At 68.0% G+C, this 12,697-nt stretch carries 9 protein-coding genes; 1 reads left to right on the plus strand and 8 read right to left on the minus strand.

From position 1 onward, the window contains the following. From AOZ49_RS27840 to ggt, 5 genes are all read right to left on the minus strand, one after another. A partial coding sequence (locus tag AOZ49_RS27840) for a dipeptide ABC transporter ATP-binding protein (protein WP_156355766.1) occupies positions 1 to 1,694 on the minus strand: 1,694 nt, incomplete at its 3' end. A gap of 14 nt (positions 1,695 to 1,708) precedes the next feature. Then, positions 1,709 to 2,587, minus strand: coding sequence for a nickel transporter permease (gene nikC, locus AOZ49_RS27845; RefSeq protein ID WP_054432012.1), 879 nt, complete (start codon positions 2,585 to 2,587; stop codon positions 1,709 to 1,711). After that, positions 2,584 to 3,528: an ABC transporter permease gene (locus AOZ49_RS27850; RefSeq protein WP_054432013.1), complete on the minus strand. Its 945-nt coding sequence runs from the start codon at positions 3,526 to 3,528 to the stop codon at positions 2,584 to 2,586. The genes nikC and AOZ49_RS27850 overlap by 4 nt, the downstream gene beginning before the upstream one ends. A gap of 75 nt (positions 3,529 to 3,603) precedes the next feature. Beyond that, positions 3,604 to 5,118: an ABC transporter substrate-binding protein gene (locus AOZ49_RS27855; RefSeq protein WP_054478989.1), complete on the minus strand. Its 1,515-nt coding sequence runs from the start codon at positions 5,116 to 5,118 to the stop codon at positions 3,604 to 3,606. A gap of 34 nt (positions 5,119 to 5,152) precedes the next feature. Next, the gene (gene ggt / locus AOZ49_RS27860) at positions 5,153 to 6,781 is read right to left on the minus strand and encodes a gamma-glutamyltransferase (RefSeq protein ID WP_054432015.1); all 1,629 of its coding nucleotides are present in this window, start codon (positions 6,779 to 6,781) and stop codon (positions 5,153 to 5,155) included. Positions 6,782 to 6,886: 105 nt separating this feature from the next. Here ggt and AOZ49_RS27865 point away from each other — a divergent pair, with 105 nt between their 5' ends. Beyond that, the gene (locus AOZ49_RS27865) at positions 6,887 to 7,789 is read left to right on the plus strand and encodes a LysR family transcriptional regulator (RefSeq protein WP_054432016.1); all 903 of its coding nucleotides are present in this window, start codon (positions 6,887 to 6,889) and stop codon (positions 7,787 to 7,789) included. A 105-nt stretch (positions 7,790 to 7,894) separates the two neighbouring features. Here AOZ49_RS27865 and AOZ49_RS27870 read toward each other — a convergent pair whose 3' ends face one another. Genes AOZ49_RS27870 through AOZ49_RS32030 form a run of 3 tightly spaced genes read right to left on the minus strand, consistent with a single transcriptional unit; the run spans position 7,895 to position 12,302 of the window. Next, the gene (locus AOZ49_RS27870; protein WP_054478991.1) at positions 7,895 to 10,075 is read right to left on the minus strand and encodes a phosphocholine-specific phospholipase C; all 2,181 of its coding nucleotides are present in this window, start codon (positions 10,073 to 10,075) and stop codon (positions 7,895 to 7,897) included. Between the two features lie 37 nt (positions 10,076 to 10,112). Further along, positions 10,113 to 10,286 carry a hypothetical protein gene (locus tag AOZ49_RS33160; protein WP_197286793.1) on the minus strand — a complete coding sequence of 58 codons (174 nt, stop codon included), beginning with the start codon at positions 10,284 to 10,286 and terminating at the stop codon, positions 10,113 to 10,115. 21 nt (positions 10,287 to 10,307) lie between these two features. After that, positions 10,308 to 12,302, minus strand: coding sequence for an alkaline phosphatase family protein (locus AOZ49_RS32030; RefSeq protein ID WP_082380609.1), 1,995 nt, complete (start codon positions 12,300 to 12,302; stop codon positions 10,308 to 10,310). Positions 12,303 to 12,697: the final 395 nt, after the last annotated feature.

Genomic DNA, 12,697 nt, shown 5'->3' on the forward strand with positions numbered 1-12,697 from the left:
GCCATCAGCTTCCTGGTGTATGGATGCTGCGGGTTCTCGAAGATGGCGCGGCGCGGGCCGATCTCGACGATCTGGCCCAGGTACATCACCGCCACGCGATGGCTGACCCGCTCGACAACCGCCATGTCGTGCGAGATGAACAGGAACGACACGCCCAGCTCGCGTTGCAGGTCCAGCAGCAGGTTGACGATCTGCGCCTGGATCGACACGTCCAGCGCCGACACGGATTCGTCGGCGATCACCACCTTGGGATTGAGCGCCAGGGCCCGCGCGATGCAGATGCGCTGGCGCTGGCCGCCGGAGAACTCGTGCGGATAGCGGTCGATCATCTCGGGCACGAGGCCGCACTTGTCCATCAGCCAGCGCACCCGTTCCTGCGCCTTGGCGCCGCTGGCGACGCGGTGGATCAGCAGCGGCTCCATGATGGAGTAGCCGACCGTCATGCGCGGGTCGAGCGAGGCGAACGGATCCTGGAAGATGAACTGGATGTGCCGGCGCAGCGTCTGCATGGCGCTGCCGCGCAGCGCGCCGATGTTCTGGCCGTCGAATTCGATCGAGCCGCCGCGGCTCTTGACCAGCTGCAGCAGCGAGCGGCCGGTGGTGGTCTTGCCGCAGCCGGACTCGCCCACCAGCGACAGCGTCTCGCCTGGATACAGGTCGAAGCTGACCTTCTCCACGGCGTGCACGCGCTTCTGCACGCGGCCGAGGATGCCGCCGGTGATGTCGAAGGTGGTGGTCAGGTCGCGCACCTTCAGCACCGGGCCGTTCTCGCGGCGCACGGTGGACGGCGCCGCCATGGCGGGCTCGGCGGGCGCGCCAGGGCGCGCCGCGTCCTCGACCTTGAGCAGCGGGAACGGGGCCGGCTCGTCGGTGCCGTGCATGGCGCCCAGGCGCGGCACGGCCGACAGCAAGGCGCGGGTGTAGGCATGCTGCGGCCGCGCGAAGACTTCGTCGGAACCGCCCTCCTCGACCTTGTCGCCGCGGTACATGACCAGCACCCGGTCGGCCACTTCGGCCACCACGCCCATGTCGTGGGTGATGAAGATCACGCCCATGTCCATTTCTTCCTGCAACTGACGGATCAGCTGCAGGATCTGGGCCTGGATGGTGACGTCCAGCGCCGTGGTGGGCTCGTCGGCGATCAGCAGCTGCGGCTTGCAGGACAGCGCCATGGCGATCATGACGCGCTGGCGCATGCCGCCGGACAATTGGTGCGGATAGCGGTCGAGGATGGCGCGGGCCTCGGGGATGCGCACCCGTTCGAGCATGCGCAGCGTCTCGGCGCGCGCCGCGGCCGCGTCCAGCCCCTGGTGCAGTTGCAGCGCTTCGGCGATCTGGTTGCCGGCCGTGAAGCTCGGGTTGAGCGAGGTCATCGGCTCCTGGAAGATCATGGCCACGTCGGCGCCGCGCACGCGTTGCAGCGTGCTGTCGGGCGCGTTGACCAGGTCCAGCACCTCGCCGTTGCGCCGGCGCAGCTGCATGCCGCCGTTGACGATGCGGCCGCCGCCGTACTCCACCAGGCGCATCAGCGCCAGCGAGGTGACCGACTTGCCCGAGCCGGATTCGCCGACGATCGCCAGCGTCTCGCCCCGATCGACGTGGAACGACACGTTGCGCACCGCTTCGACGACGCGGTCCGGAGTCTTGAAGCGCACGGTCAGGTCGTTGACCTGGACGACGCGTTTGGGATCCATAGTTGCCATGATGATTACTTGTCCTGACGGGGATCCAGCGCGTCGCGCAGCCCGTCGCCCAGCAGATTGAAGCCCAGCACCACCAGGAAAATGGCCGATCCGGGGAAGATCGACATCCAGGGCGCCTGGGTCATGAAGTTCTTGGCCGTGTTCAGCATCGAGCCCCACGACGGGTTGGGCGGCTGCAGGCCCAGGCCCAGGAACGACAGGCTGGCCTCGGCGATGATGGCCGTGGCGATGGTGATGGTGGCCTGCACGATCAGCGGCGGCATCACGTTGGGGAACACGTGGCGGCAGATGATGCGCAGGTCCGAGGCGCCGAGCGCGCGGGCGCTCTGCACGTAGTCCTCGCTCTTGACGGCCAGCACCTGGCCGCGCGTGAGCCGCACGAACTTGGGCGCGGCCGACACGCCGATGGCGATCATGGCGTTGGTCAGGCTGGGCCCGAGGAAGGCGGCCAGCGCGATGGCCAGGATCAGGAACGGGATCGCCAGCAGCGCCTCGGTGGCGCGCGAGATGCAGCTGTCGGTCCAGCCGCCGAAGTAGCCGGCGGCCAGGCCGAAGGGCACGCCCACCACCAGCGCGATCAGCACCGACACCAGGCCGGCCATGAGCGAGGCGCGCGCGCCATAGACCATGCGGCTGAAGATGTCGCGGCCGAGCTCGTCGGTGCCCAGCCAGTAGGACGCCGACGGCGCCTTGCGGATGGTGGTGAAGCTGGTCTGGAACGGATCGTGGTTGGCGATCAGCGGCGCCAGCAGCGCCAGCAGCACGAAGAACAGCACGATCCCCAGGCCCAGCATGGCGACGTGATTGCGTTTGAACTTGCCCCAGGCGCGGTTGCGGCTGCGGGGCGGCGTGACGGCAGCGGCCGTTGCGGGAATGGCGCTCATGCGTGCCTCAGGCGGGGGTTGACCAGGATGTAGAGGATGTCGGCCAGCAGGTTCATCAGGATGAAGCCCACCGCGACGCAGAGCACCACGCCCTGCACCACCGCGTAGTCGCGCGTGAAGACTGCGTCGACCACCAGCTTGCCGAAGCCCGGAATGGTGAAGACCTGCTCGGTCAGCACCGCGCCCGCCAGCAATTCGCCGAACAGCAGCGTCACCAGGGTGACGATCGGCATCAGTGCATTGCGCAGCGCGTGCCGCAGCACCACGCGGCGCGGCGACACGCCCTTGGCGCGGGCGGTGCGCACGTAGTCGGCCGACAGCGCCTCGAGCATGGCCGACCGGGTGTGGCGCATGAGGTAGGCGGCGATCGCGGTGGACAGCACCAGCGACGGCATCAGCATGGTCTTGATCGACAGCCAGAAGTCCTCGGCCGGCGAGACGTAGCCCGAGGCCGGCAGCAGCTTCCATTGCACCGACACCACCATGATGAGGATGATGCCGAGCCAGAAATTGGGGATCGACATGCCCGACAGCGCGGCGATGTTGGCCCCCATCTCGACCGGCTTGCCCTTGCGCACGGCGGCGACGATGCCCATGGGAATGCCCACCAGCAGCGCGAAGAACATGGCCATCGCCGCCAGCTGCAGGGTCACCGGCAGCTTCTGGGCGATCAGCGTGGTCACCGGCACGTCGGTGCGCAGCGACTTGCCCAGGTCGCCCTGCAGCACCTGGCCGGCCCAGGCCGCGTACTGCATCGGCAGCGGGTCGTTGAGGCGGTATTTGTCGCGCAGGTAGTCGAGCACGGCGGGATCGCGCTCTTCGCCGGCCAGGGTCAGCACCGGATCGCCGGGCAGGATTTTCTGCAGCATGAAGACGATCATCGACACCAGTATCAGGGTCGGTATCGCGACGATCATGCGGCGCAAGATGAGTTTAAGCATGTGGAAAAACCGTAGAAAACAAAAGGCCACGCGCGCGTGGCCGGCGGGCGCGGCGGCGAACCGCCGCGCACCGATTTACTTCTGCGCGAACGTCACGCCCTTCAGGCGGATCATGCCGTCCGGGTACGGCACGAAGCCCTTGACCTTCTTGGCCAGCGCGAACGGCCACGGCTGGTAGTAGTTGTAGATGCCGGGCAGTTCGTCCTGGATGATGGTCTGCGCCTGGTCGTAGATGGCGCGGCGCTTGGTTTCATCCGGCACCGTGCGGGCCTCGTTGAGCAGCTTGTCAACTTCCGGGTTGCAGTAGTGGCCGTCGTTGAGCGCGCCCTTGCAGGTCACGAAGGTATGGATGTTGCCGTCCGGATCGACCCGGCCCGACCAGCCCAGCATCACCACCTGGAAGTTGCCGCCGGCCGATTCCTTCTGCAGGGCGGCGTATTCGGTGGGCCGCAGCGACAGGTCGAAGCCGGCCTCGGAGGCCATGGCCTGGACCATCTCGGCCACCGACGAGGTGGTGGTGTTGTTGCCGAACATGACCTCGGCCTTGACGCGGTCGAAGCCGGCCTGCTTGAGCAGCGCGCGCGCCTTGGCCACGTCGCGCTTGGTCACGGGGAACTTGTCGCTGTGGTAGGGGCTGGCGGGCGGGAACGGCTGCTGCGCCGGTTCGAAGATGCCGCCGCCGGCCACTTCGTTGATGGCGTTGCGGTCGATGGCGAGCTGGAACGCCTGGCGCACCAGCTTGTTCTTGAACGGGTTGTCCTCGGCGCGCTTGCCGTTGCCGACGTTGAACATGAACTGCTGGAAGCCCAGGCCGGCCACCGGCGCGAAGGTCAGGCTGGCGTCGTTCTTGACCTGCGGCGCGTCGGACGGGTTCAGGCGCTCGAGCAGGTCCAGGTCGCCGGCGCGCAGATTCGACAGGCGCACGGTGGTGTCCGGGATCGGCAGGAAGGTGATGCGCTTGAAGGCGTAGTCCTTGGCGTCGTAGTACTGGTCGAATTTCTCCAGCACGACGCGGTCGTTCTGGATGCGCTCGACGAACTTGTACGGACCCGAGCAGATCGGCTTGCGGCCGACCGCGGCGACGTCGGGGTCGGCGAACGACTTGGGCGACAGCATCATGCCGGCGCGGTCGGACAGCTGCGCCAGCAGCGTGGCGTCGGGCTGCTTGAGCGTCAGCACCAGCGTGGTGGCGTCGGGCGCGTCGACCTTGTCGACCGAGCCCAGCTCGCCCTTGCGCAGGCTGTCGGGCAGCGTCATGGCGCGTTCCAGGTTGGCCTTGGCGGCCGCGGCGTCGAACTTGGTGCCGTCATGGAACAGCGCGTCGTCGCGCAGCTTGAAGGTCAGCACCTTGTTGTCCGGGCTGAACGACCACGAAGTGGCCAGTTGCGGCACGAAGTGCAGCTTGGGATCGATGTCCACCAGCTTGTCGCACAGCGAGGTAAAGACGATGCGGCCGACGTAGGTGCGCGCGCGGTGCGGGTCCAGCACGTCCGGATCTTCCTGCAGGCCGATGCGGATGTTCTGGGCGCAAGCGGCGCCGGCGGCCAGCGCCAGCAAGCCGGCGCCGAAGGTCATGGTCAAGCGTTTCATTGTGTTTATTCCCCTTGTGGCTGCAATGCGCAGGTCAGAAGCCCACGGCCTGGCCGTCGCGCCGGCTGTCGCTGGCGGCGACGTAGCCGAGCTCGTTGTCGCTTTCGGACATGCGCCAGATGAATTGTCCGGCGCCGAAGTCCATGTACGGGTCGTCCACGGATTTCAAAGCATGCCCGAGGTCTTTCAGGCCCGCAATAGTGGAAGCCTTCATATTGGTCTCGATATCCAGCGAGAAATCGCGGTTGACCTTCCAGCGCGGGGCGCAGCAGGCGGCCTGCGGATTCTGGTGGTAGTCGACCATGCGGATCACGGTCTGCAGGTGGCCCTGCGGCTGCATGTCGCCGCCCATCACGCCAAAGCTCATGACCGGCTTGCCGCCGCGCGTCAGGAAGCCCGGGATGATGGTGTGGAACGGCCGCTTGCCGCCCTCGACCACGTTGGCCGACTTGGGATCCATCGAGAAGCCGACGCCGCGGTTCTGCAGGCTGATGCCGGTGCCCGGCACCACCACGCCCGAGCCGAAGCCCATGTAGTTGGACTGGATGAACGAAATCATCATGCCGTTCTCGTCGGCGGCGGTCAGGTAGACGGTGCCGCCGGCGGCCGGACGGCCGGCGCCGAAATGGGTGGCGCCGTCCAGGCGGATCAGCTTGGCGCGGCTGTCCAGGTAGTCGTCCGACAGCATCTGCTCGGGCGTGACTTCCATCGAGCGCGGGTCGGCCACGTACTTGTACAGGTCGGCGAAGGCCAGCTTCATGGCCTCGATCTGCACGTGTTGCGATTGCACCGAATCGACCGGCATGTCGGCGATGTTGAAGCGCTCGACGATGCCCAGCGCGATCAGCGCGGCGATGCCCTGCCCGTTCGGCGGGATCTCGTGCAGCTCGTAGCCGCGGTAGGACCGCGAGATCGGCTTGACCCACTCCGGGCGGTAGGCGCGCAGGTCTTCCAGCGTCATGGCGGCGCCGCATTCCTGGCTGAAGGCGGCGATGCGCTCGGCCAGCTCGCCTTCGTAGAAATCACGGCCCTTGGAGGCGGCGATGCGGCGCAGCGTGTTGGCCGCGTCCGGGAAGCGGAAGTGCTCGCCGACCTTGGGCGCGCGGCCCTCGGGCATGAAGGCCTGGGCATAGCCCGGCTGGTTGCTCAGTTCATTGGCGGCGGCGGCCCACTTGTGCGCCACCACCGGCGGCACGGCATAGCCGCGCTCGGCGATCTCGATGGCCGGCTCGAACAACTGCTCGAACGGCAGCTTGCCGAGCTTGTCGTGCAGCGCGGCCCAGCCGGCGACCACGCCGGGCACCGTCACCGCGTCCCAGCCGCGCTTGGGCTGGATCGCCAGGCCGTCGGCGCCGACGCCGTACTTGCGCTTGAAGTATTCGACATTCCAGGCGGCCGGGGCCACGCCGGAGGAATTCAGGCCATGCAGTTCCTGGCCGTCCCAGACGATGGCGAAACAGTCGCCGCCCAGGCCGCAGGAGACCGGCTCGACCAGCACGATGGCGGCGGCCGCGGCGATGGCGGCGTCGACCGCGTTGCCGCCCTTGAGCAGCATGCGCAGGCCGGCCTGGGCCGCCAGCGGGTGCGAGGTGGACACCACGTTGCGCGCGAACAGCGGGATGCGGATGGAGGGATACGGGTTGACCCAGTCGAAGGATTTCATGGCGCCTGTCTCATATAGGTAAGCAGGCGAAGGTACTCCCGTGATCTAATTAAATCAATTTGATTTTTTGTTCAGTCATAAAAGAAATTTTTGTGAATTGACCCCATGAGCACCATCCGATTCCTGCGCACTTTCCTGGCCGTCGCCCACCATGGTTCGTTCTCCGAGGCGGCCGAGCAGGTGGCCCTGACGCAGGCCGCCGTCAGCTTCCAGATGCGCTCGCTGGAGGCCGAGCTGGGGCGCGAGCTGTTCGACCGCAGCGGACGGCTGGCCATTCTCAACGCCGCCGGCCGGGAATTACTTCCGGAAATCAAGCACTTGCTGGATTTATATGACCGTATGCGGCTGCCGCGCACGGTGCCGGGCGAGCTGGCCGGATCGGTCTCGGTGGGCAGCATCGTGTCCTGCATGGGGACGCTGTCCAAGGTGGTGTCGGGCATGAAGAAATCGCACCCCAAGCTGGACGTGCGCATCCTGTCCGGCAAGGCCAGCGAGCTGGCCGGCAAGGTCGAGGACGGCGAACTGGACGCGGCCTTCCTGGTGGAGGCGGGCCGCAAGATGGCCAGCACCCGCTGGACCCCGCTGTATGAGGAGCCGCTGGTGGTGATCGCCCCGCCCTCGGCCGCCGGCCGCGACGCCCGCCAGGTGCTGGCGGGCAATCCATTCCTGCGCTTTGACCGCACCCAGCGCACCGGTCTGCAGATCGACCGGCTGCTGCGGCGCCTGGCGGTGCCGCTGGACGAATTCCTGGAACTGAACGCGATCGAGACCCTGGTCGAACTGGTGCGCCAGGAAGTCGGGGTGACCCTGCTGCCGCTCATCAACGGCTCGAACTGGAGCGACAGCCCGCAGTTGCGCATCTTGCCGCTGCCCGGCGACCTGGGGCCGGCGGCGCGCGCCATCGGCATGCTGGAACGGCGCGAACACGCCCGCCAGGGCATCACGACCGCCATCTGCGACGCCTGCGCCGCCGCGTTCCGGGCGCGCGAGCCGCAGGCCATCCCGTAACCGGCGCGCCACACGCAACAACGCCCCGCCTCGCCTCCCGGGCGGGAACGAGGCGGGGCGTTGCGCCCGGCGCGGCCGCTGCCGGCCGCGCCGCGGGTGGCGCGCTTACAGGCCCATCGCCGGATCGGTGACCGACGGCTTGCCCGTCTCCACCCGGCCGGCGAAGCGGCGGATGTAGGCCGGATCCTCGTTCAGGCGCGCGGTGAAGTCGAACCAGGCGCCGCTGGCCTTGAGCGACCACGACTGCTCGACCTGGCTGCCCGCCGGCACCGTCAACGTCCACTTCTCATTGTTGGTGTAGTAGGCGTTGGGCGTGATGACGAAGGTGCAGGCCTTCTTGCCGCTGTTGATGAAGCTGGTGTAGACGTCGCCGTTGGCGATGTCGTAGCAGACGCGGATTTCCGCGCCCAGCTCCTCGGTGCGGGCCAGCGCCAGGTCGCCGGCGAAGTGGCGCAGATAGCCGTTCGGCCCCATCACCCACAGGTCGTACTTGCCGCCGTCGGCGGCCGCGTCCCAGCTGCCTTCGAGCTGCTTGCCGGGCTCGACCGCGTAGCGGCGCGGCAGGCGGTCCAGGTGCAGGCGGTCATAGACGTGGAACACCGCGGCGGCGCTGCCGGTGTTGGCGAACACCAGCCACATGGCGCTGGTGCCCGGCTGGGCGCGGCCGCTGGTGTGCAGTTCGTAGGGCAGCGCGCGCGAGTAGCGCACGCCGGTTTCCTGCTTCGGCTTGACCTGGGTGGCGGTGTCCGGCAGCGGCACCTGCGCCAGGGCCTGCTGGTCGGCGCGGGTCTGGTCGGCCTGGGCCTTGGTCAGCAGCGTCAGGTCGGGCAGTTGCTCGTTGTTGGGCGTGGCGAAGTTGAAGGCCGAGGTCAGGTCGCCCAGCACCGCGCGGCGATAGGCGCTGATGTTCTTTTCAGCCACGCCGAAACGCGCTTCCAGGAAACGCAGCACCGAGGTGTGGTCGAAGGCCTGCGAATTGACCCAGCCGCCGCGGCTCCAGGGCGAGACGATGTACATCGGCACGCGCGGGCCGGGGCCGTAGACGCGGTTGTCGGCCGCGTCCTGCAGCGACGGCTTGATGTGGCGCTCCAGGTCGGTGTTGATGGTGGAGGCGCCCGCCATCGAACCGTCCGGGTTGAGCGACGGCGCGGCCGGCGACGGCACGTGGTCGAAGAAGCCGTCGTTCTCGTCGAAGTTGACCAGCAGCACGGTCTTGCTCCAGACGTCCGGATTGGCCGTCAGGGCGTTGAGCGTTTCCTGGATGTACCAGGCGCCCTGCACCGGGCTCGACGGGCCGGGGTGCTCCGAATAGGCCGCGGGCGCCACGATCCACGACACCTGCGGCAGCGAGCCGTTCAGCACGTCGTCGCGGAAGCCTTGCAGCAGGCCGTTATCGCTGGCCATGGTGTTGGCCACGCCCTTGTACAGCGGATTGGTGGCGTCGGCCGCGGGCGTCCAGGCCGGCGGGCTGGGGTTGCCGGCGGTGGGGTCGTTGCCGGACAGCTCATAGGCCTTGCGGAACTGGCGGAAACCGGCCAGCGGGTTGTCGGTGAAGTTGTCGGGCAGGTTCTGGTAGACCTTCCAGCTCACGCCGGCTTCCTGCAGGCGCTCGGGGTAGGTCTTCCAGGTCCAGCCGATGGTGGACGCGCCCAGGCCGTCCCACTGGTTGCGGGTCGAGGGGCCGTTGCCCTGCGCCAGCGGATCGTTGGTGCCGGTCCAGTGGAACAGGCGGTTGGTGTTGGTGCCGCCGTGCGAGGCACAGTGGTAGGCGTCGCACAGCGTGAAGGCTTCGGCCAGCGCGTACTGGAAGCCGAGTTCCTGGCGCGTGTAGTAGCCCATCGACTGGTTCTGCTTGTAGCGCGGCCATTGGTACAGGCGGCCGCCGTCCCAGGCGTTCTGGGCGTCGAGATAGTCGTGCGGGGTGCCGGACACGCGCTGGGCGTTGCCCTTGGTGCTGTCCAGGTGATACGGCAGCACCACGCGGGTGCCGTTGGTCTGTTCCCAGACCGAGCGGTTCTGGGGCAGCGGCACCGTGATGCGGTCGCCGAAGCCGCGCACGCCCTTGAACGAGCCGAAGTACATGTCGAACGAGCGGTTCTCCTGCATCAGGATGACCACGTGCTCGACGTCATTGATCGTGCCGGTGCGGTTGTTGGCGGGGATGGCCAGCGCGCGGCGGATGGCCGGCGGGAACATCGACAAGGCGGTCAGGCCGGCGCCGGAGGCGGCGGCGTTGCGCAGGAAGCGGCGCTTGCCGGCGTGGATCGGGTCTTTATGGGACGTCACGGATGCGATTCCTTGAATGCTGAAAAATGGCGCGGGCTCAGGGCGCGCAACGCAGGAGAGGCTTGGCCGGCTGGGTCGGCGTGTCGGGCTGGTTGCCAGCGTTGCTGTCGTCGTCGTCCTTGTCGCCGCCGCAGGCGGTCAAGGTGGCGGCCACCATCAGCACGGCGCCCAGGCGCAGGAAGGCGCGCAGGATCGGGGAAGCGGTATTCATGTCGTATCTATCCTCGGGACATCAGGGAAACAATTCGGAAACGGACTTGCCGGACAGGGCCAGCGACTTGACCTCGGTTTCGGTCAGGGCGCGCGACCAGAAGGCCAGGTCGTCGAAGTACATGGTGTAGGGGCCCTTGGTGCCGGCGCAGCACACGCCGTAGGTCCCCTTGCCGTCCTCGTTCAGGCCCAGGTGCGGGCCGAACACGCCGGCGATCTGGGCGAAGTTGACGGTGCCGGTGGAAATCGAGCGGCTGAACCAGCCCATTTCCGTGTCGTAGACATAGGCGGCCATGGTCTTGGCGGTCTTGTCGATGACCATCGCCACGTAGACCGGCTTGTTGGGCGTGAACTTGACGCCGTTGATGTCGACGCGGGTGCCGCCGGCCAGGTTGAAGCGCAGCTCGGGGCCGGCCCACTGGGCGATGGTGATGCCGGGGTTGCCGCCGGAGTTGTAGTCCTTGTTGCCCAGGATGGAACGGTCGTTGGCGGTGCCGTCGGACTGGTACCAGAAGCCGATGGTGAACGCCGTGACGCTGTCGAGCAGGCCGGCCGGGTAATCCAGCTTGAAGGCGCCGGTCGGATCGCCCGAACGCTCGTTCTGGAACATCTTGCCGAACACGCCGCGGTCGGTGAACACCGGCGCCTGGACGCCGTCGTACGGCGTGATGGCGCCGCCGCCCGCGGCCTTGTCGGTCAGGTTGCCCTCGAACGGGAACAGCATCGTCAGACCGGTGCGCAGCGCCGGCAGCAGCGGCACCGGCGCGGTGTAGACCACGGTGGCGCGCACCGAGGTCACGGCATTGCCGACCGAGATGGCGTAGTTCAGTTCATGCAGCCCTTCGGTGGTGAACGTGAAGCCCGTATCGACGTAGTCGGTGGCGGTGCCCGGCAGGCGCGCGATCTCCTTGCCGTCGCGGGTGATCACGATCTCGCCGGTGGGCGTGCCGACGCGGGTCCAGTTCAGCGACACGCTCTTGTTGTCCATCGAGGTGCGGCTGGACGCGCGGCGCAACGCCACCGCCTCGAACAGGGAGGCGCCCGCCAGGTCATATTGGCCGGCGGCCGGCAGCGCGCCCAGATGCGCCAGGATGGTGGGCGCGGCGTCGGCGCCGCTGGGCAGGCCGTACCAGGCGGCGTTCCAGGCGCCGTCGAACGAGGCGTCGTCGGCGCTGCCGCCCAGCATCTGCGGGCGATTCATGGCCAGCAGCGTGGTCTTGTTGGGCGACAGCGGCAGGCCGTCGCTGGCGCCGGTGCGGTCCAGGCCATGGCTGGACGCCACGACCACCAGCCAGTTCTCGTCCGGATGGGCGGCGCGGCGATCGGCCACTTGCGCCAGCAACGCGCCGAGCGCGGCGTCGGTCTGGCGCAGGGTCGCCTGGTAGCCGGCGCCGAAGCCGCCGCTCGCGGCGGCGCGTTCGGCGGCGCCGAACTGCGCCACCACCACGTCGTATCCTTCGGTGATGCGGTCGCGCGCCTGGCTGGCGACGCAATCGTCGACGCCGGCACAGTCCGTCAGGCTCTGCAGGAAGCCCGCGTCGCGGTCGTTGCCGTTCAGGCTGGCCAGCAGCGACGAGTTGAAGGCCGCCGCGGTGCGCGCGGCGGGCTTGGCCGTCTTGACGCGCTGGAACAGCGTCGGCGTCTTGGGCGCCTGGCCCTGCGCGTTGCTGCGCACGCCGTGCTGGTCGGCCCATTGGCCGGTCAGCAGCGTGGCCCAGCCGGGCGCCGACAGCGTCGGCTGCTGCGTGACCGCGCCGGTGACGCCGCCGGTCCACGAGCGGGTCACCGTCAGTTGCGCCAGGTTGGGCAGGGACTTGTCCGCCACGCCCTGGCGATAGGCGTCATAGGTCAGGCCGTCGACGCCGATGAACAACACCTTGGTGGCCGAGCCGCCGCCCGGCTGTACCGCGGGCGGCGTCGCCGGCGTGTCGTCATCGCTCTTGTCGCCGCCGCAGCCGGCCAACGCGCCCAGGGTCGCCAACGCAACGCCCCAGCGCTTCCACTTCAATACCTGCATGTTCTTTCCCTTTCGAAACCCGCTTTGTAGGTGGCCCACATAGTGGCGTCGCAAGGTGAACGACCGATGAAGCAAAGAAAGGAATCGTTGATCGACGGATCAGCTTTTTTTTCGAGTGCGATACAGACGGCAACAAAGGCGGGGGCCGGCAAGCCGGCCTCCGCGGACCGCCGATGCGCTTTCGCGGACTTGTCACGATCGGCTGTTAGAGTCGGGCGCATCCGTGGCGCTTGCGCGTCCATTCTCTTTCCGCCGTTTCATTCATGCCTTTGTCCCTGCGCCTGTCCCCGCCCGCCGCCCCCGCGATGTTCCGCGCCCTTGCCATATTGGCGCTGGCGGCCGGCGTGGGCGTCTGGGGCGCCGTGCTGCTCGCCCCCAAGCCCCCCCCCCCGCCC

Origin of the sequence: Achromobacter sp. 2789STDY5608615 (genome assembly GCF_001298995.1) — a bacterium.
GTDB classification, from domain to species: Bacteria; Pseudomonadota; Gammaproteobacteria; order Burkholderiales; family Burkholderiaceae_B; genus Achromobacter; species Achromobacter insuavis.

Bases quoted from the DNA above. Each gene is read 5' to 3' on its own strand.
- nikC (WP_054432012.1), bottom strand. From the start codon at position 2,587: ATGAGCGCCATTCCCGCAACGGCCGCTGCCGTCACGCCGCCCCGCAGC.
- AOZ49_RS27850 (WP_054432013.1), bottom strand. From the start codon at position 3,528: ATGCTTAAACTCATCTTGCGCCGCATGATCGTCGCGATACCGACCCTG.
- AOZ49_RS27855 (WP_054478989.1), bottom strand. From the start codon at position 5,118: ATGAAACGCTTGACCATGACCTTCGGCGCCGGCTTGCTGGCGCTGGCC.
- ggt (WP_054432015.1), bottom strand. From the start codon at position 6,781: ATGAAATCCTTCGACTGGGTCAACCCGTATCCCTCCATCCGCATCCCG.
- AOZ49_RS27865 (WP_054432016.1), top strand. From the start codon at position 6,887: ATGAGCACCATCCGATTCCTGCGCACTTTCCTGGCCGTCGCCCACCAT.
- AOZ49_RS33160 (WP_197286793.1), bottom strand. From the start codon at position 10,286: ATGAATACCGCTTCCCCGATCCTGCGCGCCTTCCTGCGCCTGGGCGCC.
- AOZ49_RS32030 (WP_082380609.1), bottom strand. From the start codon at position 12,302: ATGCAGGTATTGAAGTGGAAGCGCTGGGGCGTTGCGTTGGCGACCCTG.